Genomic DNA, 26,353 nt, shown 5'->3' with positions numbered 1-26,353 from the left:
CTAAGCAGGAATCTGAACTCCAAATTGGTGGACGATTAAATCAGCTAATTCTAAACCAATTCGATCTTGAGCTTCATTTGTTGCAGCTCCAATGTGTGGAGTAGTTCCAATTTTTTCGTTATTCAATAAGTCTGCTCTCGGATTTGGTTCGTTTTCAAAAACGTCTAATCCAGCATAAGCCACTTTACCTTCCGCGATTGCTTCCAAAAGTGCATCTTCATTGACAACACCCCCACGAGCAGCGTTCACTAAGACAACTCCTTTTTTCATCAAATCGAATTCTTTCTTTCCGATTACTGCTGAGCCATCTGCTTGTTTTGGGATATGTAATGAAACGAAATCTGCGGATGCCAGCGCAAAATGTAAATCATTTGTTGACTGAACAGGTACTTTAATTGGTCCAAGGCCATGAATTTCCATGGTAACTTCTGTATGAATATCGTGGTTGTTTACTGCGATTACTTTCATTCCGCAACCTAAAGCATAACTCGCCAAAGATTGACCGATTCGACCAAATCCAACGATAGCGATGGTTTTTCCACGTAATTCGATTCCTTTTCCGTATTTTTTTTTCAACGCAGAAAAATCACCTGTTTCCATTTTCTTGTAAGAATCGTGCAATGAACGCGCTCCTGTAAATAAATGTCCCATGACTAATTCCGCAACGGATTGAGATGAAGAAGCAGGGGTATTGATTACCGTAAGTCCTTTTTCACGGGCATAAGCCACGTCTATATTGTCCATTCCAACTCCGCCTCGTCCTAGTAATTTCAATCCCGGACAAGAATCTACAACTACTTGTCTGATGGTTGTAGCGCTTCTAACTAAAATAATCTCTACGTTATTTGCATTCACATAGTTGATTAAATCGGCTTGATCTACTTTATCTGTAATTACTGTAAAACCCGCTTTTTCAAGTGCAACTTTCCCTTCGTTTGAGATTCCGTCGTTTGCTAATATTTTCATAATTCTTATTTCAATTTATCTCGATGTTCTAAATAATTCGATTTTGTCGCAAATCGTTGTTTGTTCAAATGTTCAAATGTTCAAATGTTCAAATGTTCAAATTTTGAGTTTAAACACATGGAACTTATTGAACTCTTTTAACGTTTTGAACAATTTCTACCCGTGTTTTTTAGAGAAATCGTTCATTACATCAACCAATACTTGAACGCTATCCAATTCAAGTGCATTGTACATGGAAGCACGGTATCCACCAACACTTCTATGTCCATTTAAACCAATGATTCCAGCTGCTTTCCATGCTGCGTCGAATTCATCTTTCAATGCATCATTTGTCAACAGGAAGTTTACATTCATCTCTGAACGATCTTCTACTGCTGCAGAACCTTTGAATAATGGATTTGAATCAATTTCCGAATAAATCAATTTTGCTTTTGCTTGGTTTTTCAATGCCATTTTAGGAACTCCACCATTTGCCAATAAATCCTGTAAATTCAACATCGCTACATAAACAGAAAATACAGGAGGTGTGTTGTACATAGAGTCTTTATCCGCATGTTGTTTCAAATCCAAATAGCTTGGCATAAATGCAGAAGTTGATTTTCCAAGTACGTCTTTCTTTACAATGTATAGTGTCGCTCCTGCTGGTCCTAAGTTTTTCTGAGCACCTGCATAAATCAAATCAAAATCAGATACATTTACTTCTTTGGAGAAAATATCTGAAGACATATCACACACCAAAGGCAAATCTGTTTTAGGAAATTCTTTGAACTGAGTTCCGAAAATGGTGTTGTTTGAAGTGAAGTGAATATAATCTGCATCCGTTGGAACAACTAAGTTTTTTGGGATGTAACTAAAGTTTTTATCTTCCGATGAACCAAACACATTGACATCAACACCTACTTTTTTAGCCTCTTTGATTGCTCCAGAAGCCCAAGTTCCAGTATTGATATATCCAGCTTTCTTTGTAGAACGCATCATGTTTAATGCCGCAATTGTAAAACCAAGAGTAGCGCCTCCCTGTAAATAAAGTACTTCGTAGTCATCCGAAATATTCAATGCTTTTTTTACTAATTCACGAGCCTCATGCATCACGGCTTCGTAATCTTTGCTTCTGTGTGAAACTTCAAGAATCGACAATCCATTAAAATCTAGAACTGCGTCTGAAGCTTTCTTAAATACGTCTTGCGGAAGGATACATGGCCCTGCGCCAAAATTGTGTTTTTTCATGTGTTCTTTTTTGAATCCTGATATGGTATCGCAGGATTGATTTTTTGCTATATACTTGAGGTGTTACAAATTTCGAGAATTTTATACGAAAAGCGAAGTGTTTTACTAAATAACTTGAATGAAGGAAAAGAATTTTGTCAGATCGCTTTTTGAATAGTGAGATACGAATCTTGAATTTGAAGTAATAACGGGTTATTACAAAGATTCAAGAGGAAGTAGATTACTGTTCAAAAACGAAATTTCCCAATGCTATTCTTAAAAACCTCGTTTACTACGTTGAATTTTCTCACGATAGTATACCATCTCTCAAAAATCCGCCTTACAACCAAGTCCTTTAAGAATTCTGACGGTATTCTGATCCTTCATTCAAGTTAAAAATATTTCACAAAAAAAGCCCCACCAACAGGCAGAGCTTTTAATATGTTGAAGGATTAATCATCCGAATTATTCCTCAGTTTTTTTCACCGTTTTTGCAGCTGGCTTTTTAGCTGCAGGCTTTTTCTCTGCTGCTGGCTTCGTTGCAGTTTTTGTAGCTGGCTTTTTAGCTGCTACTTTTTTCTCACCTGCTTCTGCAGTTGCTTTTTTAGCTGTTGCTGGTTTAACAACAGTTGTTGTAGTTGATTTTCTTTTACGGGTATTACCATAGGATCCGCGTGTGCGTTTTCCCTTTGCCGTTTTGATATCACCTTTTCCCATAATAGTTTTATTTTTGTTTTTTAGTTCGAAAAGTCATACAAATATAACGTTCTCTTTGAGTTAGAAGGTATAAAATGTTCAAAAGGTTTAAAAATGTTCAAAAAGTTTAAGGGTTGAAATCAACTGTTTTATTGAACTATTAAACTTTTCAACCATTTGAACTCTCAAGTCTTTTTTCCAATTCTCTTCGAACAACATCGCCATTGCGCATGTAACGTTCGCACCATTTCAGTTTAACGTCTGTTTGATCTGTCTCGTTGAGCTTCCAATCAATCTCTGATTCGATTAATCGTTGCCTCAAAGCTTGTAAGGTTAATGCCACGGAAACTGAAACATTGAAACTTTCCGTAAATCCAACCATGGGAATGGATACTTTGTAATCGGCAATTTCTCGAATTTCATCTGAAATCCCTTCCCATTCTGTTCCAAATGAAAGTGCTACTGGCTGATCCAGTGGTAAATCGAAAATGGAATGTTCTGCATCTGGAGTCAGCGCTGCGATTTTGTATCCTTTTGATTTTAATTTATTGACAGCATCTAAAAGTGGAGTAGGACCTTCATTGTAATTGAACAAATCGACCCATCTTCCTGCACCTCGTGCAATATCTCGTTGTACTTTGTATTTATTCTTACTTTCAACGACGTGTAATTCTTGAATTCCAAAACAGTCGCAGCTTCGAATAACTGCACTTGCATTGTGTTCTTGGAAAATTTCTTCCAATAGAACCGTTAAATGGCGGGTTCGCATCGAAGCAACTTCGTCAAACATCTGACCTTTTACTTCTGGGATTAATTCATAAAATGCTTGAAGCAATTCGTTTTTCATGGGGCAAAGCTACTAATTAAAACGAATTACGAATTCCTAATTACGAATGCCGAATTGGTTAGAATGTCGCATCTGTTTAGTAAATGATAACAATTCTAATCTTATTGCGTGTAGCTTTAATTTTTAACAATGCGTTTGGTGTTTTTTCCCTGATGGGTGGTTACTTCAAATAAATAAACTCCTTGTTTGAGATGAGCTACAGAAATAGTTTCTTCATTTTGGATGGAGCGAGATTCTATTTCTTTTCCTTGTAAATCCATTATTCGAAGCTGGGCTTGTGCCTCTGAAAAATTGATTTGAACGTATTCTGTTGTGGGATTAGGGATTACTTCAATGGAGTTGTCTTGTGTAAAATCTTTCAATCCCAACCAAACAGGTGTAGTACCCAAATCCAATACATTCAATTTATCCTGATCAATGACCCATAGGTTTCCGGTAGTATCTATCTCAATGCTGGTTCTAACAGTGTTGAATTTAATTGGCGAGTTACTGGTGTTGTAAAAATTTGACCATACTTTGGTTGTGGTATTTAAAAAGGCAATGGAAGAAGATTTGAAAAAGGAATCACCAAATAGTGCCCAAATATTGTCGTTTTTATCAAACTCAAATTCAATGATAATTCCTGAGGGCATATTGGTGCTGTTTGCAGGACAAATACTGTCAATGAAATGATAACCATCTGCAATGGATAACCCGCCTGTACAACTTACATACATAGAATCTGTATTTCGGCAGAATTTAAAATCATAGTTACCCCAGTCAATTAATTTACAAGTATCGGGAGAGTATAAATGATGAACATCATTGTTGTCTAGACTTGATACACCAGAAGTCTCTCCTCCTCCCCAAAATGCTCCATTTTTTGAAATAGCCTTCCTAAAGCCAGCGTAATTGCCTTGGCTATTAAAACCACCAAACCATTTGATGTAATTTTGATTGGTGCGAATACACCAGATTGAATCAGAGTCATAAGCAAGATTTATTCCGTTGCTGAAAGGAATCGCCAAATTCCAAGTAGTCCCGTTAAATTGCTGTAATCCATACGTTCCATCCATTACAAAAGTGTAATTGGGAGTGAATGCAAAATCAAAAACTTTCGAATTTGTTTGTAGTACGCTGGTATTGGAAGTGTCGTATTTGTGAAATTGCCCATCGTTTGTCAACTGAAATGCTTTAAAGTTCAAGGCAAACCAGATAGAATTATTATATGGATTTATTTTAAAGTAACGAGTTCCAGTTGGTGCATAACCACCGAACATCGTTGAAGAAACAATTCCCAATTGTTGTTTGGTAATGGTATGCCAAGATTGAGAGTAAACAGACATAACAAAAGAGATCGAAAATAGTATTAGAAGTGATTTCATAATTTGGACCATTTTTTAATGTAACGTTGATTGTCCTTACTTATAAGGATAACAGTATAAAGACCGCTTGCTAAGCTAGAAAAATCAAATTCATAAAGCGAAGTTTTTATATCTTCTGAACTGTTTTTTTGCCCTACCGCCATTCCATTCACTCCAATTAACTCAATTGATTTCAAATTAAACTCTTTTAGGGAACTTCCTATTTTCAGGATCCCATTACTTGGATTTGGATACAAAAACACATTGTTTGGATTTACATAATGAGATTGTAAGTTAAGTAAAGTATCGACCAATGCATTTAATGAATCACAAGAAAAAGTATAAAAAGGAGCCAACGAATCTTTTAAATAGACACTAAAAGCCATTCTAGGTGATTGAATGGATGGATTAATCGGATACCAAAAATTTTCTGATGTTATACTCCCGCCGACTCCAATTTGCGGGTCATATATACCAATAAAATGATAATAATACCCTTTTAATGTAATACTACCAAATGGATTAAAAGAAACGATTTCGGCTTTCGGTTCTATTTTAAAAGTATCTGAAATAGTTAGAGGTTCATAATAAGTGAATAATTTGGTTTTAAGTGTTGTGAATCTAATAAGAATGATTGATTTAACAAGTTATATAAAAAAAATGGCCAATTCAAAAAAAAATCCTTTCCGAACTAACGGAAAGGATTTTTCTTTTTTAAGAATATCGTTCTTAGTTAACTGCTCCAGATAACTCAGCCCCAGCTTTGAAACGTACCACGTTTTTAGCTGCGATTGCGATTTCTTTTCCAGTTTGCGGGTTACGACCAGTTCTAGCTTCACGCTTAGATACTGAGAAAGAACCGAATCCTACTAAAGAAATACGGTCTCCTTTTTTCAATGCTCCAGCTGTAGCACCTACAAATGCATCCAATGCTTTTTTCGCATCAGCTTTAGATAATCCTGCTTCAGAAGCAATCGCATCAATTAATTCTGCTTTGTTCATAGTTTGGTTTTTTTTTGAATGATTTCTAATAATTAACACAACAAAAATATAGGAATATGCTTCTCTACCAAGGCCAAACACTAAAAAGCGCCGATTTTGTTGATAAATAAACGTAATTGTTGATAAACCTCCCGTTTTTAGGGGCTTTTCCGACTAATTTGTAAATTTCTTCGATAAAAATTAGTTGAATTCAATCGTCCAATCAGCAGAATTGTTCCCCACCAACCACTCTTTTGCGGTCATTTTTTTCTTCCCTTCGACCTGAAATTCGACAATTTCCAGCTTTTTGCCCGTTGTATCGACTAACAATTGTGTTTTAGTGGAAGTAAATTGAAGGGTTCCTGCTCCAAGTTCTTCGCTTATTAATGTGCTAAATACTTTTATATTCTTTGATTCTCCTTTTGCATTTTTCCAAGTGGTCCACGCTGCAGGATATGGATTCAATCCTCTTACTAAATTATGAATGGTTGCTGGATTTGCTTTCCAATCAATTTTTGTATTCTCCTTGAATAATTTAGGAGCAGGTCTTTTTAATGAATGCGTAAATTCTGATTGAGGAATAGGTTTCACGGAGTCAGTAGCAATATTGTTTAAGCTCTCTACTACTAAACGCCCACCTTCTAATATCATGCGATCGTGTAATTGACCAGCAGACTCGTTTTCAGAGATAGGCATGTGAATTTGCTGAATCACATTCCCAGTATCAATTTCTTCATCAATAAAGAAGGTGCTCAAACCTGTTTCAGAATCGCCATTAATGATTGTCCAGTTGATTGGCGCTGCTCCTCTATAATCAGGAAGGAGTGAAGCGTGTAGATTGAATGTTCCTTTTGCAGGCATTTTCCAAACTTCAGCAGGAAGCATTCTAAATGCTACAACTACAAAGACATCCGCATTCAGTGTTTTCAATTCTTTTTGAAAATCGGCGTCCTTCAGTTTTAAAGGTTGGAGAACAGGAATGTTATGTTGTACTCCAAATTGTTTTACCGGACTTTCGTGCATGAGTTGACCTCTTCCTGCTGGTTTATCTGCAACTGTCACGATTCCTACCAAATTCAGTTCGGCACGTTGGATAGCTTCCAAAATTCCAACTGAAAAATGGGGGGTCCCCATAAAAACAATACGTAAATTATTTCTCATATCTTCTCTTTTTTAATCTGTACTAACGCTTACGCAGTAGCTCTTCACCTTTGCGTAATAGCTTCGGTGGAGCAAGGTCAGCGAAGGCGCAACGTTTGATTATTTTTTCAAAAGCTGTGCTTTTTCTTCTTTTGTCCAATTAGATAATTTCAAATAAATCAATGAGCTCAATCCCATGGTGATGAAATAAACATATTCGACTAACCAAACCCATTGTAACTGCCATTTCCATACTTTAATGAAAAGGTAAGCTGAAAGTATGTACAAAGCAGTAGATAAACATTCTACTAAAAAAGTGATGCGTGTTCGTCCAATCCCACTGATAGTTTGAAAATAAACGCTTCCGAATCCATAGATTAAAATGGAACCACTAACAATTCGAAGAATTTGTGCACTTTCTTCTATGTGCTCAGGTTTTTCAGATACTAAGCGAATCAATGCTTCTGGATAAAGAATTGCTCCGTGAAAAGTTAAGAGAAGGAAACCAATGGTTAGTAATTGAATACGACCTTGAATTAGTTGCAGTTTATCCAATTGATTTGCGCCAAAATATTGAGCTATGTATGTTTTTGTAGCTGCTGCAAATCCCCAAATGGGTATGAAAGCTAGAAAATAGACATATCTAATATTCAGTGAAACAGTTAAATTGTCTCCACCCATTTGTTCAATCCAAATGAAAAAGATTGTCCAGATAGAAAGGGCCACCATTCCTTGGAATAGGAGAGGGACTCCAATTTTTAAATTTTCTTTCAATTGAAACTTACTAATTAAACGCTCTTTCCAAATAGGATATTCGTTCTTTAATCTTCCTCCAATCAAAGTAGATAACAGAAATAACATCGCTAAAAACTCGGCTGTTGTCGATGCAATTGCAGCGCCTTCTAATCCCAATCTTGGAAATGGACCAATGCCAAAAATCAAGAAATAATCCAAAATAATGTTTGAGATTGCGGCAATTAAAGAAGCGACAAGAACTAAAGATGTTTTTCCTACGGCTAAGTAGGATGCTTGAATACTAATTGTAATGGTGGCTGCCCAGAATGAATAGCTGCGTATTTCAAGAAAAGATTGTTCTGCATGAGCCAATTCGTGATTGGTAACCATGTATCCCATGAGTGTTGGCATACATAGCTGAACGAGTAGCGTCAATAATGCGGCAGCAATTACTAAAATGATAAAGTTAGATTGAAAAACGGCAACGAATCCTTTCGAGTTTTTTTCTCCTACTTTTTGAGCCATTGCAATTTGAGCACCATCACCAAGCCCCATGAAAACCATGTAAAGTGTGATGTACCAAAGTCCCGCGCTTCCTGAAGCATCGTAAGCAAGTGTGCTGTATCGACTTAAAAAAGCGGCATCAGTAATGGAAATAACAGACTGAATGAATCCGCTCAGCATCATAGGCAATGCCATTTTTAGAATGCTGCTGTAACGTATGTCTAACATTAAATAATCTGTAAAAGCAATCCTTTTAAGTATTCTCCTTCCGGATGAAACGCGTTAATAGGATGATCTGCTGGTTGGTGCAATTGTTCTAGAATCTTTACAGTTCTTCCAGACTCAATAGCTGCAGCAATAATTGTATTGGTAAATAATTGTTTATCGACAACTTGCGAACAACTGTAAGTCATCAACAAACCGCCTGGACGAATGTGCTGGATAGCCATCGCATTCAAACGCTTGTATCCTTGAACAGCTTGATGTCTTTTGTCGCGGTGTTTTGCAAAAGCAGGCGGATCTAAAATCACGATATCGTATTCTTCACCTGTTTCACGAATGAAATTCATCGCATCAGCTACAATGGATTGGTGATTTTTGAAGTTGTTCAATTCAATATTTGCATCCGTTAGTTCGATTGCTTTTTTGGAGCTATCCAAGGAATGAACTTCTCGCGCACCTTCTTTCAAAGCTGCTAAACTGAATCCGCCAGAATAACAAAACGTATTTAAAATTTTCGCTCCTTCCGCATATTTAGCCAATAAGGCTCTGTTTTCACGTTGATCAATAAAGAAACCAGTTTTTTGCCCGGTAATCCAATCAAGTTGATATTTCACACCATTTTCTAAGGCGATGTGGGGCGTGTCACACGCTCCAAATAAATACCCGTCTTCAACTGGAATTCTTCCTGGAAGTGTTTCCTTCGATTTATTGTAAACAGCAATTAAATCATCTCCTAAAGCATGAATTAATGCGTTTTTGATTAAATCAATTTGCAAATACATACCCAAACTGTGGCATTGAATAACTGCTACGCCACCGTAATAATCGATAACCAACCCTGGCATTTCATCTCCTTCACCGTGAACCAATCTGCAAATCGAATTATCTTCTCGGAATAAGTGTAGCTTTTTTCGCAACTCAACAGCATTTGAAATACGCATATTGAAAAAATCCTGATCGATTAATTCGTTTTTAAAGGTTAGGATTCTTACAGCAATAGATCCATGTTGAAAATGACCCTTCGCAATTTCATTGTTGCGTGAGTCAAATACAACCACAACTTCTCCGTCCTCAACTGTTTTGGGCATTTCTTTCAAAGCACCCGAAAAAATCCACGGATGTTTTCTTTCCATAGATTGGGTTTTGTGTGGAAGTAATTGAACGCTGGCGTACATAAGATGAAATTTTGTGCAAAGATAAGAAAAAGCGCAGCTTTTGAAGACTAGATCACGACAAACGTTAGTACGGAGGTGATTTGGTTAATTACGAATGATGAATTCCGAATTCCGAATTGAAAAGTTTGTTTGTGTTTGATAAGCTCACTGTTCGGAATTCGGATCTGTATATAATTCGACATTTAGAATTCAATTTAAATTATCTTTGTAATCTATCTTATAAAAAGAAAAATGTCTTATTCAATTCAAGTGTTTTTAAAAAACAACTCTTTTTCGGAAGAATATGCTCAAGAGAAGCATGAAGGAAAAGATTCTCTAGAAAATGTTCGTTACGAATGGGAAGATGAGTTTCGTTTAACGGATTCAACAGATGTCTTGGAAATTGTACGTGAAGAATCGTTTATTCTTGCAGGTGAATTTGAAGAAGGAGTTCCTTTTCAATATGAAATTGAAGATGTGATTCAATTTGTATTTCATGGAGAAGATGAAACACGGATTGTTTTCTCGGAGAAATGTTTGGATGAATACACAATTGATCACGATCATCAAAAGTTGAAAGTTTACTTGAATGATAATGAAGTAGTTGAAAATCCAATTCCAGGAGTGTATATCGTTTTAAGTTCTTTTCCAAAGGAATTGAGAAGTTAATGCTTTCACTCGATACGCTTTATTTTTCTTACAGCAAAGAGCACCAAGTATTAAAAGGAATTTCATTGGAGTTAAAACCTGGTGAAGTATTTGGAATTGTTGGTTCAAGTGGAGGGGGTAAATCTACTTTTTTAAAAATAGTTGCAGGTTTGTTAGATGCAACGAAAGGTTCTGTTTCATGGAATGGAACACAGGTGAAAGGTCCCAGTCAGAAATTGGTTCCTGGTCACGAAGAAATTCAACTGGTGAATCAAAATTTCAGTTTGGATTTATTCCATACAGTGAAAGAGAATGTACTCCTGAAAATACTGCATTTGCCAGAAAAAGCGCGACTTCAATTTTGCTATGAATTACTCGATTTGGTTGAATTGACTCATATTGAAGATCAGCAAGCTCGTTTTATATCTGGTGGCGAACAACAACGATTGGCAATTGCTAGAGCATTGGCTATGGAATCTGAAGTATTACTTTTAGACGAACCGTTTTCTCATCTTGATGCTCATTTACGCTTGAAAATTGGCGCCTACATCAAACAACTCATCGAAATCCGTAATACACTTTGTATTTTAGTTTCTCATGAAGGGGCAGAGGTAATGCAGTGGTGTTCGAAGATTGGTTTTCTAGATAAAGGAAAATTAACACGTGTAGATTCACCTCACGAATTTTATTTTAATCCAACAAGTTTCAATGAAGGAGCATATTTCGGTGAATTAAATGAAGTGAAGGAAGGAAAAACTAAAATTTTATTTCGACCTTGCGAATATAAAGCAGTAGAAAAGGGTGGAATCGAAGTTGAATTTATGGATGCTGTTTTTTTTGGAGCATATTGGAAATCATTTTTCCGCACAAACAATGGAGAAACATTGGTTTTATATGCAAATAAGTCACTCAAAAAAATAAAACGAATTGGACTCAAAAAGAAAAGTACCAAAGCTTAGTTGGAAGGAAGTTCTGCAACTTTTTAAAACAACTTTTGTAGAGTTTTTTGGGGAGAAATCCTTTTTTCATGGGGCTGCATTGGCTTATTATGCAGTTTTCGCGATTATTCCAATCATTTATTTGGCGGTAATTAGTTTTGGCTCAATCATGGGACAAGAAGCTATTCTGAAGCTCATAAAAACGTTGCTGGAAGAACAAGTTGGAATGAAAGACAGTTCTGGAATTCTCGACTTTTTATCGGAAGTTCATTTCGAAAAAAGCAGCGTAATCCTCAATATTGTCGGAATCATTGCGTTGATGTTTTCAAGCTCTGCTTTGATTTCTTCCCTCCGAATGAGTATCAATGAGTTCTATGATATTCATGTTAAAATTGACGATCGAAAAACTCAGATTTTGTATACCATTCTCATCAAATTGGGATCTGTTTTTATGTTGGCTGTATTTGGAATATCGATTGTACTCCTTTATACAGGGGAAACTATTTTCATGTCGATTAGTGGCGAGTTGTATGAATCATTGCATTTACAGCAAAAGTGGATTATGAATTTGATTGAGCATTTGGTTGCAATTGGAATTAATACAATCTTATTTTCAATCGTTTATAAATATCTTCATGACGGAAAAGTGCTTTGGAAATTGGCTTTATCGGGGGGATTACTAACTTCTTGTCTGCTATATGTTGGACAAATTGGGTTGAAATTTTACTTGACGAAGTACTTTTTTGGAAGTCAAATGGGAATTGCAGGAACTTTACTGATTTTCTTGGCTTGGATGTATTATTCTTCTCAAATCATCTTCCTAGGAGCGAAATTTGTAAAAGTATATTCCGAGGTAATCGGCAGGCCAATTACGTTTGAAGTGCATCGATTTCTTCAAAAGATGCATCAAAAGAAGAAGGAATGAATTGACTTTTGTTCCTCTTTGAAAGTGTAAAATTTTCATTTAAATCCCTAAAGATTAAAAAATAATCATATATTTGACTAAAAATTGGTCAGTATGAAATTAGGGAACAATCTAAAACTCGTTCGAAAAAGCAAGAAAAAGTCGCAGGAAGAAGTGGCTGCTGATTTAGGATTAACACGAAGTAGTTATTCGGGTTATGAGAATCAAATTGCAGAACCTGGTATTGATACCTTAATTGCACTTAGCAGTTATTACGGAGTACCGATTGATGCTTTATTGACCAAGGATTTTTCTACGTTTACAGATAGCGATTGGACAACGATTTCTTCTGGATTGTATGCTGATATCAATGGGAATAATTTACGTGTTTTAACTTCTTTAGTTGATGCGGATGATAATGAAATGATTGAATTAATTCCTCAGCAGGCGAGAGCAGGCTACACAACGGGTTATGCCGATCCTGATTATTTGAAAGTTCTACCAACGTTTAGTTTACCATTTTTATCTAAAAATAGAAAATACCGCTCTTTCCCAATAGTTGGCGATTCTATGCCTCCAGTGGATGAAGGTTCTTTCGTTGTTGCTGAGTATATTCAAAATTGGGGAAGTGTTCGCAATGGAACGCCTTGTATTGTAGTTACTAAAGATGATGGAATTGTTTTTAAAATTGTCAACAACTTCATTGAGACTCAACAGTCTTTTGAATTGTGCTCAACGAATCCCTTGTATTTACCTTACTATGTCAATGTGAATGAGATTGTGGAGATGTGGAAATTTGTCAATTACATTTCTCCGAGTTTACCCGAAATGCGTATCGATGATTCACAATTGACGCGAAGTATTCAGGATTTGCAGCGAGAAATCATCGATTTGAAACGAACTGTTACTGGGGGAGCGAGAAATACATCTCACTGAAAGTTACTCGTTCTTGATTGATCAGCTCTTTCAGAATGGATTTTATTTTGGTAGCAAAGGATGCGTCAAATTGACTCACGATTTCTGCTAAAGTCATTGGTTTTTGCTCCAAAAGTTCAATGAGTTCCAATTCCAATCGGGGGTGTTTTTCCAATAAACGCTGTTCCAAGCAATAGTCACATTTGCCACAAGGAATACTTGTTTGTCCAAAATATGCAATGATGAATTGAGGTCTGCAATGTCTTCCTTCAATGTAGGCTTTCATCACGTTCATTCGTTCCAAAGCACGTTCTTTTCTAAAATGATAGACTTCTGGTTTCAATTCAATGTAATCATCTGGAAGTCTTTCGTGTAGAAACGTAATCATAGGTAAGTCTGTTCGCCAAGTAATATCGATGATTCCGTGTTCTTCCAAATATTTCAATTGCCTTTCCAATTCTTGATTTGAAATCTTTAGGCGTTTGCAAGCTTCCTCTTCATCAATTTCACAGAATGAATCAAACACTTCACTGTGATTTCTAGAAATCCAAGTTATCAATGGATCGAGTACTGGGTTCTTCAATTGAAAACCGTACAAGTGTGTATTGTCAATGCTGATTTTAATCCGTGAACCTTTCAATCCTTGTTCAGAAAAGAGAATACTTCCGTTCATTTCCAGTAATCTGAAAGCTGGATAAACTTCTGCCATGTTCAAATTAAACTTTTTCACGAAATCCTTGAAGAGCAAGATGTATGATTCGTGTTCACCAGAGCCAATAGCAACTTTCAAATAATTACACAAAGCCCTGTAAATCAATCGGATTTTATCAGGACTTGGGAATTGTGCCATCACTCGAACTGCAATTTCATTCAAATCTACAGGTTCGACAAATGCAAACGTACGAGATTCATTACCATCTCTACCAGCTCTACCTGCTTCTTGAAAATACGATTCCGGATTATTGGGTATTTCGTAGTGAGAGACAAATCGGACATTAGGTTTGTCAATTCCCATACCGAATGCGTTTGTTGCAACCATGATGGGCGTGTGTTCGCTAAGCCAGTTCGTTAATGCCAAACTTCGCTCTTTGCCATTCATTCCACCATGATACATATTTGCTTTGATTTTCAGAGCTTGCAAATAAATCATCACATCTTTCACGCTTTTGCGAGTTTGACAATAGATAATCCCTACATCATTGGGGTTTTTGAGAATCCATTTTGCAATGGCATCTAACTTGTTGGAAACAGGATAAACCTCATAACTAACGTTGGTGCGTTCAAAGGAAGCCTCAAAAATTTCTGGATTCTTCAATTTCAAATGACTCGCAATATCTTCCTTTACCTTGGGTGTAGCAGTTGCAGTAACGGCAATAATTGGCACTTCTGGATGATATTCACGAAGTTTTGAAATCTCCATGTAAGCAGGTCGAAAATCATGTCCCCACTCAGAAATACAATGTGCCTCATCGACTACAAACAAGGCGATTTCCATTTGTTTAACGCGTTCCTGAAATAAGCGTGTTTGAATGCGCTCTGGAGAAATGTATAGAAAGTCAATCCCTCCAAATTTGGCATTGTCTAGTAAAATGTCAATTTCTCGAAAGGAAAGTCCGCTGGTTAATGCCTTTGCTCGAATTCCTCTTTTTTGCAATTGATTCACTTGGTCCTCCATCAATGCAATTAGGGGCGAAACAACAATGGTAATTCCTTCACGAGCAATTCCTGGAACCTGAAAGCAAATAGACTTTCCGCCTCCAGTTGGTAAGAGAGCAATGACATCTTTTCCATAGATGGAAGCTTCGATAATTTCTTCCTGCATAGGACGAAACTCCGAATAACCCCAATATTTAGAAAGAATTTCTTGACTCTTTTTTGACATATATTTTGCTTAAAGCGATGATTTCCTCGTGACGTAATTCCGCAATATTACGTCATACTCTGAAAGATGTTTTGGTCTTTCATTGATTACAAAATTAAGGTTTCCATCCATTTAATGCTTTCCAGTATTCAGGTTTTATTAGATCTTTCACTTCAGAATAGGGAATGACAGCCCATTGAGGGTCCATACATGGTGCATTGTAATGTGAAAAGCTTGGTAGCAATTTGATCCCTTTAGCTGTAAAAACGAATTCACATTCAGTAGTCCAAAGTTCTTTTTTGAAATATTGACATTCCATTCCCATTTCATCCAATTGATTATTTTCATCAAAATAGGAAGGTTCAATTTTCGCTAAGTATGTATAAATACGCTTATTGAAATCGGCTTCTTGATTTGGATTGAGGTAATCAGTGACTTTTATTTTCTTTTTAGAATTCAAATTGTAGTTGATGCCATAATTAGCTTCACTGGGATGAGCCCCACCACAATAATAACTTGTAAATACAGCATAGGAAATAAAATCAGTTGAAAGATTAATGTCATAAAATGTGTAATCATAATCCATTCCATAACTTGAGTAAGAAGCACAATCTAAGCCATCTAAAAATTCAGCTATTTGTAGCGATTCTAAAAAAAGATTAGCATCTTTTTGTTTGCTTTCTGTCATTCCTGAATCAATTCTAAAAAGTTGAATTCCTGTAAGAATCTCTTCAAAGTAGCGAATCTTTATTCCGTTAATCACTTGAATTGAATCAATCTCCTTCAATTTGAAAAGTCCAATTTTCACTTTTGTTAATTCACTTAATTTCCCAAATGAATTCACTAAATGAGTGTTCAAACATTTTGGATTACTTGTTTCTTTAGGAGATAATTGATAGAGTTTGAGAGTTAAGGATTTTCCGTTTTTAGTCCAACTCCCTTCAATAGTTTTACTAGGCCATTTGAATTTGAAAATTTCTCTATTTGATTCGTCCTCTTCAAAATCTTTGGAAGAATTCATGGTAATTAGTCCATCTTTAGTTGTACCAGTTAATGAAATATCAATCAATTTATTCTTGTAAAAGTAGTACCCATCAACGTGAGCCCCCTTGAATGAAAGTTGTAAATAGATGGGGTATTTCCCAATTGTCCCACTAAATGAATGTGTTTGCCCATGAATTGTTCTCGAAGAAATGAGCAAAAGAAGAATGATTAGAAGCTTTACGTTTCTTAAAAATCTGTTCTGTAAAAGTGTACAATATCTTAGCATTTATTTGAATCCATTAAAAATACTTGTTGGTACAAATATTGGAATTACTTCCCAAATGTTCATGGAATCGTCAACTTATTTAGGTATATTCGCGTATCTATTAGTCGTTATGATATTACAAGACACCATTAAAGTTACTCGTACCCAAGAGTCAAAATTAAGTGCTGTTGATTGGGACAACTTGCCATTTGGTAAAGTTTTTTCAGATCACATGCTAATTATGGATTACAAAGACGGAGCTTGGCAAGATCCTGAGATTATGCCTTTTGGACCTCTTTCCATGCATCCTGCAACTTCAGTTATTCATTATGGGCAATCTATTTTTGAGGGCTTAAAAGCCTACAGAATGGATGGTGGGGAAATCGCAATTTTCCGACCAGATATGAATGCCAAACGCTTTGAGGAATCTTGTGCACGTATGTGTATGCCAGTAATTCCTGAAAAAGTTTTTGTTGAATTGACTCGTAAATTCGTTGAAATAGAAAGTGATTGGATTCCTACGAAAGAAGGATTCTCGTTGTATTTGAGACCTTTTTTGTTTGGAACGGATGAGTATATCGGAATCAAACCTTCTGACACGTATCGATTCGTGATTTTCGCATGCCCTGTTGGAGCTTACTACAATGAGCCAGTGAATGTGAAAATTGAAGAATTCTATACAAGAGCATCTGTTGGTGGAGTAGGAAGAGCAAAAACAGCTGGTAATTATGCTGCTGCTTTGTATCCTGCAAGGTTAGGTCAACAAAAGGGATACCATCAGTTGGTTTGGACAGACGGAAAAACACACGAGTACATTGAAGAATCAGGTACAATGAATGTGATGTTTGTGATTGACGGAGTGTTAATTACTCCTTCTGAAGAAACAGATACTATTTTGCGTGGTATTACAAAACGTTCAGTAGTTGAAGTGGCTAAAATGTGGGGAATGCCTGTAGAAGAGCGTCAGGTTTCTGTTGCTGAAGTTGTTCAAGCACACCGTGAAGGTAGATTGACAGAGGCTTTTGGAGCTGGTACCGCTGCAACAATTGCACATATCGCAAAAATTGGATACAGAGAAGAAGATTTAATTCTTCCAGCAATTGAAACGAGAACTTTTTCATTGAAAGTTCACGCTTATTTAGATGATATTAAATCTGGTAAAGTGGAAGATACCTTTGGTTGGCTTTCTAAAATATAATTTTTAAACAAAAAGAATACTGTGGGGGTGCGATTAATCGTGCTCCCACTATTTTTTTTTATGGAAATTTGACATCAAATGCATCTCTAAAGAAACGATGAGCCATGAAACCAATTCTTACACTAATTTGTATTCATTTTTATCTGATTACGGCATTCGCTCAAACAACAACCATTCGTATTATAGCGAAGGATAGAAGTAATTCCGATCCGATTTCTCGGGTTTTTATTCGGCAATTTCAAGGAGATTCACTCGTTACTTCAGTATATACTTCGCTCAAAGGAGTAAGTTATTTTACTGTTTCAACAAGTAAAGCAACGACCTTTGAATTGGAACATATCGCGTTTAACTCCATTGAAAAGATTCCTACAAAAGTATTCTCTGGAAAATCCACAGATACGCTTACCATTCAAGTAAGGATGTATTACAGCAAAGAAAGATTGATTGAAGAAGTGGTTATTAAGCCACCAGGATCACCAGATACTATTTTTGAATCTTCCAGAGTTTCTGTTTCCGATTTTGAATTCCTTCCAAACGATCATTTAGTCCTATTAACTTATCCTAAAAACTTAAAGAAAGGCACTGAATTGCTTTTGTATGATGGGTTTAAATCTTTGGGTGAAATCTCTCTCCCAGAACAAGCAAAAGAATTGATTCGCGATTATAGGGGAAATCCTCATGTAGTTACGGATAAAAAAATCTATGGAATCGTTGAAACAGAACGTAGAATTGAAATCGCTCAAATTGAGAAGGATTATTACATGGCTTACATTGCTCCAATTGTAGATTCTGCATATACGAAGTTCTATTTTTCCAATTTCAATCCCAATTTCCCTGCGTTTGATTATTTCACCTACGACGTAGTTGATTCAACATACAAAAAAATTGCAAAGGTTCAAGATGATTTAATGATGGAATTGTACCGCTCTGAGTTTAAGTATGTGGATGTACGAACTAAATTATGGGCAATGGATAAAGAGAATGAAACGGGGATTGATAAAGAGATTTGGGTAGGAATGTATCATTTTACAGGATCGATCTATTACAAACAACTATACGCTCCGATTTTTGCTCGAAACGATTCGGTGTTTTTGTTTGATCATTACAAGAATTTATTGTTCAAGTATTCTTATAAAGGAGATTTATTGGATAGTGTTCCTATTTACTATCACCTACAACCGAAAGAAAATGGGTGGAAAAAACGTTTGATTCAAGATTATGAAACGGGGGAGATTTACATCTATTATGAAGTGGCAGGAAAAGCTCAATTAAGACATTTCAATACTTCAACTGGAAAATTGAGTCAACCGATTGAATTGCATTTTAAGTATCCAGAGAACATTCAAATTAAGTCGAATAGTGTCTATTACATTTATCGTCCTTTTGAAACTACTCAGAAAAAATACTTGTATCGGGAAAGATTACCCGTTCAATATAAGACGCAAAAATTGAATCAGGGAACGATGGTAGAAGTGGTAAAGCCTTAAAAGCGTAAATGGAGTCAAGACGGGCGTCCTAACTCCATTCACTAATCAACCTAACCTAACCACCTAAATCAGTTCAAATATACAATAAGAAATCTGATAGACATAATTTTATGTAAAAAAATACCGATAAAAAATTACAACAAAATAAAACGTGTTGATTTACAGCTATTTAGTTATTTACGGAATGCATTTAAAGAATCAGCTTTCTACCAATTGGACCTTCGCAAAATAGCAAATCTAGAATAGAAACTTCGGGAACAAATTGTTTTTGTGTGAAAAGCACTTGATTGTATGTTCCGATCATTGCTAAGGTTTCGTAGTTCGATTCTCGATAATCTGTAGAATAAGAAGTTTCGTAAGTTTCGGTAAGGGTAGATTCAACCGAAAACTGAAAAGCATCCTGGATGAATGCATTTATTTCCAAATTCAAATCAACTAAGAATTTGAATTTTTTGAAAAGCAATTGTTCTATATCGGATGCGTAATGCTCGAAAAATGGAGCTGCAGCATAACTTGTTTTCAAAGATCTCCAATGAATCGTTGGCCAGTTTTGCTGATAGGAGATTACTACATCTTTTGTTAGAGTCTTAGATCCAGCAGGTTTTTCAAGTGGCATTGTTAGCACTTGCGGACCTTGAGAACCCAAAATAATCATTCTATTACGAAAAGTTTGTTTCGGTAAATGATCACTAATTTCTAGGCAAACCTGTTTCTCTTGAGCTAAATCTTGAAAATAACGAACACTTCCAAAATAGGCTATGGGAAAAACTGGAAAAGACATCAACGAATGGCTTTAAAAATTCGATCCCAGCGAATTTCTGCACCTTTAGAGAACCAAACAATAGAAGCCTTACCAACAACATGATCTTCAGGAACAAATCCCCAGACTCTCGAATCTGCAGATTTATAGCGATTATCTCCCATTAACCAATAGTAATTCATTGCAAACTTGTACGAAGTCACCTTCTTGCCATCAATGTAAATTCCATCTTTCTTTTCCTGTAATTTATGACCTTCGTATGCTGTAATGATTCTTCGGTACCAAGCAATATTTTTACCAGATAGTTTAACAACAGCACCTTTTGCAGGAATACGGAATTTGGTAAAATCTGAAACGGTATTGTTTATGTAAAAATCCTTCGGGAACATTCCCAGATTTTCAATTAATTCAGTGTTGGTTGGTTTGTAATTCGAATCATCTGAATATTGAGGAGTTAAACTCACCTCAAATTTAGTATTTGGAGAACGTTTTTTCAACTGAGCTAGTTTTTCTCTTGTCAAGTATGCAACAGTTACATAAGAGCTATCATCTATTGTATAGTCTCCGATTTCAGGGGATGCGGAAAGTCCAATGTCTTCTAAATATCTTCCTGGAATTTTAGTTCCCAAAACATAGTACATAATATTTTGATAAGGAGCCTTCCACGCCACTTTTCCATTTACGTAAAGTACTGATTTTTTGATTTCTAATTCATCCCCAGGTAAACCAACACATCGTTTAATGTAGTTCTCCCGTTTATCTACTGGTCTGTAAATCAATCCGTAATGCTTAATAATACCCTCGCCAGTATGCGCAATTTTTTGTTCGCTCAAAACGATTCTTGCTTTTGCTTTCCACTTTTCAAAGTCACGTATAAATTCAGCGCCTTTGGAATCGATCACACCTTTTACAGCTAAATAATCAGTATATGATTTGAGTCCTGCAGGATCACTTGAAACTTGACCATTCTTTGCAAATTCTTGGGTAATGCTATCGTAAATTCGGGTGGATATAATATTTCGTTCACCAGCATATTTTTCTGAAAAAAGCAATTTTGCTTCTTCAATTAAAATCCCATGATAATCGTGTCCCATCAAACCATCTGGTACGCGAGGATCATAAACCGCCGTATCTCCCGATGGATAATTGAAAACCATCACATCATTTCGTTGAATATCTCCAAAACCAGGTAAACGGTAGAAATTAGCAGTTTCAATTCCTAAATACGATTTCACATTAATAAATGGAATCGTATTGTGAGCTAACGGAAACGAGAAAGGAGTTACAGGAACCTTTGGCCCGTAAGACAATTTGTTCACAAATAAGAAATCGCCAACCAATAATGTTTTTTCCATCGATCCAGTAGGAATTTGAAACGGCTCAAACACATAGGTACGAATAATACTTGCTGCTACTAAAGCAAAAATGATGGAATCTCCCCATTCTTTAATGGCAGATTTTTTACCAATTCTTTTCGAACGGAATGACAATACATACGCCGCAATGTGACCGATAACAGGCAATATTAAAAACAGAGTTACGTGATCGCTGTTTGTTCTTTTAGCAACTTCTACCGGACTAGCCCAATTTGTAGGTGCTAAAACTGGAAGTGTTTCATCCGTTGCATTCGCAATTTTCCACAAAATTAAATATGGAAAGAAAATCCCTTGCAAGGTGTCTCCCACAGAAAAGAATCCAAATCTTCGAATATAAGAAAGGTTAGCGACCATCCACATGATGATGTGAATTCCCGGAACGAACATTAACAATGACCACCAAGGTTTTCCTGAGCCAAATTTAAAGACAATATAATAATTGTAAACGGGTATAAATGCTTGCCAAGATTTTGCTCCCATTCGCTCGAAAGATTTCCACCAAAGCGAAAGTATCGGATGAATAATAACGAGAACAAGTAAGTAATATTTGTAGTGTAAAAATTCCATAAGGCTTAAAATGCTAATACATCACGCATAGTAAAAACTCCTTTTTTTCCAAGAAGAAATTCAGCTGCAATGACAGAGCCCAAAGCAAATCCATCTCTAGAATGTGCCTCATGACTCAGGGTTAAAGTATCTATTGTTGAAGTGTAAGAAATCGTATGTGTACCAGGAACCTCTGGCTCTCTGATTGCTTGAATGGGTAGTTCACCAGTATTTACTGTTGGCCAAGAACCCGTTTCTGCTTTCCAAGAAGAATAATTTTCATTGTTTTCAATAATTCCCTGCGCTAAAGAAACGGCTGTTCCGCTTGGAGCATCTAATTTTTGAATGTGATGGATTTCTTCTATTTGTGCTTTATAATCGGGATGAGTCGACATTAAAGCAGCTAATTTTTCATTGATATTGAATAGGATATTTACTCCAACACTAAAATTGGAGGCATGAAGCAAGGCTCCGTTATTCTCAGCAACAAGTTTTGACACATGTCCCAATTGCTCTTGCCAAGCTGTGGTACCAATTACAACAGGTGTTCCTTGGGAAATACACTGTTCAATATGATTGATTACTAAACTTGGTTGAGTAAACTCAATGGCAACATCTGCTTGGTTTAATTGGACTTGATCAATGGTGTTTTTAGAATCTATTTTATATGAAATAGTATGTCCGCGTTCCAAAGCAATTCGTTCGATTGCTTTTCCCATTTTTCCGTATCCGATTAATCCAATTTTCATGTAGCGCAAAAATACTGTTTTCAGGTTCTGAACCTATTATTTAACGAAAATTAAGTTGAAATGAAATTCCAACTGCAGATGTTCCGTATGCTGTTGGATTAATGGAGAGCGTTAAATCTTCACTAATATCAAATCGGGTGAAATGAGCTTCAACGCCAGCGTCAACAATATTTAATAGGTAAACTAATCCAATTCCTAAAATTGCAAAATCTCGTCGATTTCTAGATGTTGTAAATAAGGTTAGCAAACTTTGGTCGTCATATTCTAAAAAATTTGCTGGGGAATTTCCAATTTTCCGAGATTCATATTCATTACGGTATTGGTTTTTCATGCTGTTATTCTTCAATGCAAAATAAGTAGTTGCTCCTAATCCAGCATAAATCAATGGAACTTTCCAATAGGCTTTCTTTTTTCCTTTGGGCATTGCAATGTGATTGTAAACTTGTCCAGCACCTGGAAGTATAGCTGAAAAAAGACACGCTCTTTTCCACGGGTGTTTTTTAACTGTATCAGCTGAAGTTGCTAATGAGTCTTGTGCATTTACTTGAAAAGAAAACCAAACCAAGGATATAACACCAATGAATTTGAGCATTATTTCGATTTATTCAATAACTCGATGATGCGATTTAAATCTACTTCTGAAGAGAAATTGATTGTGATTTTCCCACTTCCAGAATGTGTTTTCTTGATTTCCACTTTTGATGAAATACGATCACTTAAATGATTTTTAAAAACCTCTTGAATACTCGAAAGCTCGGGCGTTGAAGCAGTTTTCGGGCTTGAGGGTGTTTCTTCAGAAGTTCGTGACGTATTTGTGCGAATTAATTCCTCGATTTCACGAACAGATAATTGAAAATCAATGATTTGTCTGTATAAATCAAGTTGTCTGTTTTCATCACCCGCAGAAACCAATGCTCTTGCATGCCCCATGGAAATCAAACTATCTCTAACTCCCAATTGAATTTCAGCTGGAAGCTTTAGCAAACGCAAATGATTCGTAATACTTGTTCGACTTTTAGATATTTTTTGAGACAATTGATCTTGAGTAAGTCCAATTTCATCAATCAACCGTTGATAGGAGAGTGCAACCTCTACTGCATTCAAGTCTTCACGTTGAATGTTTTCAACCAAAGCCATTTCCAACATGGATTGATCATTCGCTACACGGATATATGCAGGAACTTCTTCCAATCCAGCTAATTGAGAAGCTCTGAAACGACGTTCTCCAGAGATTAATTGGTATTTATCCTTTCCGAGTTTACGTACTGTAAGCGGTTGAATGATTCCATGGATTGAAATAGATTCTTTCAACTCGTTGAGTGCGTCTTTCTCAAAGTTTGTACGCGGATTGAATGGATTTGCCTCAATAGATTCAATTGAAATCAATGCCACTCCACCAGAACTTGGGGCGCTAACAGTTGTTGTAATATCTGCAGATGAGCTTTCTAATAAAGCCCCTAAACCTTTACCTAAAGCGGAACGTTTTTTCGGATTAGATGTCATTTCCTACTTGAAATTGTTTGTCATTATTACCGATTTTTGTCAAATCGTTTCTTTGTAGAATTTCTCGAGCGAAATTCAAATAATTGATAGCTCCTTTACTCGTAGCATCATGTAATACAATCGTTTCTCCAAAACTAGGAGCTTCTCCCAATTTGGTGTTTCTGTGAATTACGGTATCAAAAACCAAGTCTTGGAAATGTGTTTTAACTTCTTCAACCACTTGATTCGCTAAGCGCAAACGAGTATCATACATGGTTAAAACAATCCCTTCTATTTCTAATTCCGGATTTAATCTTCCTTGAATAATTTTAATGGTATTCAATAATTTACCCAGACCTTCCAATGCAAAATATTCACATTGAACTGGAACCATTACAGAATCCGCAGCTGCTAATGCATTTACGGTAATTAACCCCAATGAAGGTGAACAATCGATAATGATAAAGTCGTATTGATCTTTGATTTTATCCAAAGCCTTTTTGAGCATGTGCTCTCTATTTGGCATATTGATCATTTCCAATTCTGCACCAACTAAATCGATGTGAGAAGGAATGATATCCAAATTTGGATTGTTTGTTGGAATAATTAACTCAGATGGATGTACATCATTGATCAAACAATCGTAGATGTTACGAGAGTTTTTCGGATCTAATCCAACACCAGATGTAGCATTTGCTTGTGGATCCGCATCAACCAATAATGTTTTGTACTCCAAAACACCAAAACACCCGCCTAAATTAATAGCCGTAGTTGTTTTACCAACACCACCTTTTTGATTCGCTATTGCGATTATTTTACCCATAAGAGCACTGTAAATTTGAGTATAAAGATACGTTAATGAAATGACCTAAGCAGATTTATTTCTTCTATTTTATCAACGATAATGATGTTGAAAGAATATTAAAAGTTCTTATAAATCTTCGAATTGAATATCTGAAGCAACTGAAGTATTTGAATTTTCACTCATATTCAGCTCATTTGCTTTTTCAATGACTTCTAGAATTGATTCTGAAAATTTCTCAAAATCTTCTTTGTATAGAAAAATTTTATGCTTCTGAAAAACCTCTTTTCCATTCAGGTTTACTTTCTTGCTTTCTGTGATGGTAATGAAGTGGTCCTGACCTTTAGTTGTTTTAATATCAAAGAAGTAGGTGCGTTTTCCAGCCTTTACCAATTTTGTATAGACTTCTCTTTGAGAATCGTAATCCGGTTCGTTTTGCATAATATATCTGAGGTTGCAGCAAAACAAATATGAATTTTTATTTGAACAAATACAAGGTTTTTAAATAAAAAGTTACTTCTTACTTTTCTTTGTTTTAGATAAGTCACCCGTTAAACTAGATCGTTTTTCCTTTTTACGTTTTTTATCTTGTTTGTAGGTGCTAATATTCAACGGATTGTTTTCATCCTTTTTGACCGTTTTTTGGTTCTTATTGGTTGTGTTTGTTGAATTTGCATCAGGCAACACCGCAACATGAACTTCATCGCTCGAACCAGAAGAACCTGTTCCAGTTGGATCTTCCCATTTACTATCAATCGATGAGCTAGAGACTTCTCCACTTTTTTCATTGATTTGACTCAAGGAAACAATGTGTTGCTTTTTGTTTATGCCAATTACATCTTCAACCAAAAGCCACCGATTATTTTCTAAAACCAATGCATCGTAAGACATATCAGGAACATAAAACTCATGAAAACCTTCCATAGTTGGTGTTTCAGGAGATAAATGATCGAAAATGATTCGTTTGTATTCAGGCTCGTATTTTAAAGACATAACTGAGCGTTCAGAATGTTCGAAAAAGACTCTTTTGACAGTGTTCTCACCGATTTTGAATAGGGGATAGCCTAATTTAAGAGTACTTCCAGTGAAATAAAGTACATCAATTAATTTGGTGTTACTCATTCTTGTTCCACCATCCCACCCAAGAACGGTGTAGTAGAGTTTATTTCCCTTTTCAACAGGAATAATCTGGTAATAAAGTGCTCCGTACCACATATTCGAAGCTAATGTTTCTTCCGGTTTTCCAGGAAGCATCATGGAGTTATCAATCAATTCGAAAATTTTGGTTTTGCCCGTTTTTGATTCTCTGTGAATGACATACGCATAGTACTTTTGACTAGCATCCTCTTGTTCCACATTCCAATTTATAATTCGAACCATGTTGTCGGGGCTATCAATCACCCCAAGTGTTCGCAATTTTGGAAACGAAAGATCAAATACTGTTGGTTCGTGCAGAGTATTATCTAATAGTGCTTTGAATTGAACGTTCCAGAATTCTTTTTGATCATTGGTTTTTGAAGCACGCACGGAATCCAAAAGAACACATAATTCTTGTTCTCTAGCTGTTACATCAAATTGACCAAAGCTTTGGATGCTGAAGAATGAAACGAAAAAAAGAATTGAAAACTTCATAACACTAGAACG

General features: G+C 36.0%; 26 protein-coding genes. 6 read left to right on the top strand and 20 right to left on the bottom strand.

What is annotated here, in order from left to right; translation table 11 throughout:
• From FLUTA_RS17960 to FLUTA_RS17915, 10 genes are all read right to left on the bottom strand, one after another.
• A complete protein-coding gene (locus tag FLUTA_RS17960; RefSeq protein WP_013688331.1) occupies positions 1–966 on the bottom strand; it encodes a D-2-hydroxyacid dehydrogenase in 966 nt (321 codons plus the stop codon).
• A 156-nt stretch (positions 967–1,122) separates the two neighbouring features.
• Positions 1,123–2,193: a 3-phosphoserine/phosphohydroxythreonine transaminase gene (gene serC, locus FLUTA_RS17955; RefSeq protein ID WP_013688330.1), complete on the bottom strand. Its 1,071-nt coding sequence runs from the start codon at positions 2,191–2,193 to the stop codon at positions 1,123–1,125.
• A 444-nt stretch (positions 2,194–2,637) separates the two neighbouring features.
• A complete protein-coding gene (locus FLUTA_RS17950) occupies positions 2,638–2,889 on the bottom strand; it encodes a 30S ribosomal protein THX (protein WP_013688329.1) in 252 nt (83 codons plus the stop codon).
• Positions 2,890–3,037: 148 nt separating this feature from the next.
• Complete coding sequence (locus tag FLUTA_RS17945) at positions 3,038–3,715, bottom strand: TrmH family RNA methyltransferase (protein WP_013688328.1); 678 nt, start codon at positions 3,713–3,715, stop codon at positions 3,038–3,040.
• Positions 3,716–3,831: 116 nt separating this feature from the next.
• Positions 3,832–5,079 (bottom strand): T9SS type A sorting domain-containing protein, encoded by a 1,248-nt coding sequence (locus FLUTA_RS17940; RefSeq protein WP_013688327.1) that lies wholly within the window; start codon positions 5,077–5,079, stop codon positions 3,832–3,834.
• Positions 5,076–5,444: a T9SS type A sorting domain-containing protein gene (locus FLUTA_RS17935; protein ID WP_013688326.1), complete on the bottom strand. Its 369-nt coding sequence runs from the start codon at positions 5,442–5,444 to the stop codon at positions 5,076–5,078. The genes FLUTA_RS17940 and FLUTA_RS17935 overlap by 4 nt, the downstream gene beginning before the upstream one ends.
• Before the next feature lie 343 nt (positions 5,445–5,787).
• Positions 5,788–6,090 (bottom strand): HU family DNA-binding protein, encoded by a 303-nt coding sequence (locus tag FLUTA_RS17930; protein WP_280985168.1) that lies wholly within the window; start codon positions 6,088–6,090, stop codon positions 5,788–5,790.
• A gap of 150 nt (positions 6,091–6,240) precedes the next feature.
• Complete coding sequence (fmt, locus tag FLUTA_RS17925) at positions 6,241–7,200, bottom strand: methionyl-tRNA formyltransferase (protein WP_013688324.1); 960 nt, start codon at positions 7,198–7,200, stop codon at positions 6,241–6,243.
• A 99-nt stretch (positions 7,201–7,299) separates the two neighbouring features.
• Positions 7,300–8,646: an MATE family efflux transporter gene (locus FLUTA_RS17920; protein ID WP_013688323.1), complete on the bottom strand. Its 1,347-nt coding sequence runs from the start codon at positions 8,644–8,646 to the stop codon at positions 7,300–7,302.
• Positions 8,646–9,815 carry a class I SAM-dependent rRNA methyltransferase gene (locus FLUTA_RS17915; protein ID WP_013688322.1) on the bottom strand — a complete coding sequence of 390 codons (1,170 nt, stop codon included), beginning with the start codon at positions 9,813–9,815 and terminating at the stop codon, positions 8,646–8,648. The genes FLUTA_RS17920 and FLUTA_RS17915 overlap by 1 nt, the downstream gene beginning before the upstream one ends.
• 231 nt (positions 9,816–10,046) lie before the next feature.
• Here FLUTA_RS17915 and FLUTA_RS17910 point away from each other — a divergent pair, with 231 nt between their 5' ends.
• The 4 genes from FLUTA_RS17910 (at position 10,047) to FLUTA_RS17895 (ending at position 13,220) form a co-directional block, all read left to right on the top strand.
• Entirely contained in the window at positions 10,047–10,463 is a 417-nt protein-coding gene (locus tag FLUTA_RS17910; protein WP_013688321.1) for a hypothetical protein, read from the top strand.
• Positions 10,463–11,401 carry an ABC transporter ATP-binding protein gene (locus tag FLUTA_RS17905; protein WP_013688320.1) on the top strand — a complete coding sequence of 313 codons (939 nt, stop codon included), beginning with the start codon at positions 10,463–10,465 and terminating at the stop codon, positions 11,399–11,401. Before FLUTA_RS17910 ends, FLUTA_RS17905 begins: the two co-directional genes overlap by 1 nt.
• Positions 11,370–12,305 carry a YihY/virulence factor BrkB family protein gene (locus tag FLUTA_RS17900; RefSeq protein ID WP_013688319.1) on the top strand — a complete coding sequence of 312 codons (936 nt, stop codon included), beginning with the start codon at positions 11,370–11,372 and terminating at the stop codon, positions 12,303–12,305. The genes FLUTA_RS17905 and FLUTA_RS17900 overlap by 32 nt, the downstream gene beginning before the upstream one ends.
• Before the next feature lie 93 nt (positions 12,306–12,398).
• Entirely contained in the window at positions 12,399–13,220 is an 822-nt protein-coding gene (locus FLUTA_RS17895; protein ID WP_013688318.1) for an XRE family transcriptional regulator, read from the top strand.
• Here the strand turns inward: FLUTA_RS17895 and FLUTA_RS17890 are convergent.
• The gene (locus FLUTA_RS17890; protein ID WP_013688317.1) at positions 13,189–15,081 is read right to left on the bottom strand and encodes a RecQ family ATP-dependent DNA helicase; all 1,893 of its coding nucleotides are present in this window, start codon (positions 15,079–15,081) and stop codon (positions 13,189–13,191) included. The genes FLUTA_RS17895 and FLUTA_RS17890 overlap by 32 nt on opposite strands.
• Before the next feature lie 94 nt (positions 15,082–15,175).
• The gene (locus FLUTA_RS17885; protein WP_013688316.1) at positions 15,176–16,261 is read right to left on the bottom strand and encodes a hypothetical protein; all 1,086 of its coding nucleotides are present in this window, start codon (positions 16,259–16,261) and stop codon (positions 15,176–15,178) included.
• Positions 16,262–16,439: 178 nt separating this feature from the next.
• On the opposite strand from FLUTA_RS17885, the gene FLUTA_RS17880 reads away from it, so the two are divergent.
• Together FLUTA_RS17880 and FLUTA_RS17875 are read left to right on the top strand one after the other, a co-directional pair.
• Positions 16,440–17,507: a branched-chain amino acid aminotransferase gene (locus FLUTA_RS17880; protein ID WP_043023922.1), complete on the top strand. Its 1,068-nt coding sequence runs from the start codon at positions 16,440–16,442 to the stop codon at positions 17,505–17,507.
• Between the two features lie 104 nt (positions 17,508–17,611).
• Entirely contained in the window at positions 17,612–18,994 is a 1,383-nt protein-coding gene (locus FLUTA_RS17875; RefSeq protein ID WP_013688314.1) for a hypothetical protein, read from the top strand.
• A gap of 190 nt (positions 18,995–19,184) precedes the next feature.
• Here FLUTA_RS17875 and FLUTA_RS17870 read toward each other — a convergent pair whose 3' ends face one another.
• From FLUTA_RS17870 to FLUTA_RS17835, 8 genes are all read right to left on the bottom strand, one after another.
• A complete protein-coding gene (locus FLUTA_RS17870) occupies positions 19,185–19,775 on the bottom strand; it encodes a WbqC family protein (RefSeq protein WP_013688313.1) in 591 nt (196 codons plus the stop codon).
• Positions 19,775–21,697, bottom strand: coding sequence for a S26 family signal peptidase (locus FLUTA_RS17865; protein WP_013688312.1), 1,923 nt, complete (start codon positions 21,695–21,697; stop codon positions 19,775–19,777). Before FLUTA_RS17865 ends, FLUTA_RS17870 begins: the two co-directional genes overlap by 1 nt.
• A gap of 5 nt (positions 21,698–21,702) precedes the next feature.
• On the bottom strand, positions 21,703–22,425 hold the full coding sequence (dapB, locus tag FLUTA_RS17860; RefSeq protein WP_013688311.1) for a 4-hydroxy-tetrahydrodipicolinate reductase: 723 nt from the start codon (positions 22,423–22,425) through the stop codon (positions 21,703–21,705).
• 40 nt (positions 22,426–22,465) lie between these two features.
• Positions 22,466–23,017: a DUF5683 domain-containing protein gene (locus FLUTA_RS17855; RefSeq protein ID WP_013688310.1), complete on the bottom strand. Its 552-nt coding sequence runs from the start codon at positions 23,015–23,017 to the stop codon at positions 22,466–22,468.
• Entirely contained in the window at positions 23,017–23,928 is a 912-nt protein-coding gene (locus FLUTA_RS17850) for a ParB/RepB/Spo0J family partition protein (RefSeq protein WP_013688309.1), read from the bottom strand. The genes FLUTA_RS17855 and FLUTA_RS17850 overlap by 1 nt, the downstream gene beginning before the upstream one ends.
• Positions 23,918–24,730 (bottom strand): ParA family protein, encoded by an 813-nt coding sequence (locus FLUTA_RS17845; protein ID WP_013688308.1) that lies wholly within the window; start codon positions 24,728–24,730, stop codon positions 23,918–23,920. The genes FLUTA_RS17850 and FLUTA_RS17845 overlap by 11 nt, the downstream gene beginning before the upstream one ends.
• 108 nt (positions 24,731–24,838) lie before the next feature.
• Positions 24,839–25,150 carry a DUF3276 family protein gene (locus FLUTA_RS17840; RefSeq protein WP_013688307.1) on the bottom strand — a complete coding sequence of 104 codons (312 nt, stop codon included), beginning with the start codon at positions 25,148–25,150 and terminating at the stop codon, positions 24,839–24,841.
• 72 nt (positions 25,151–25,222) lie between these two features.
• Positions 25,223–26,341, bottom strand: coding sequence for a hypothetical protein (locus tag FLUTA_RS17835; RefSeq protein WP_013688306.1), 1,119 nt, complete (start codon positions 26,339–26,341; stop codon positions 25,223–25,225).
• Between the last annotated feature and the right edge of the window lie 12 nt (positions 26,342–26,353).

The organism is Fluviicola taffensis DSM 16823 (genome assembly GCF_000194605.1).
In the GTDB taxonomy this organism is placed as follows: Bacteria; Bacteroidota; Bacteroidia; order Flavobacteriales_D; family Crocinitomicaceae; genus Fluviicola; species Fluviicola taffensis.
This window is presented reverse-complemented; position numbering and strand designations above follow the sequence as displayed.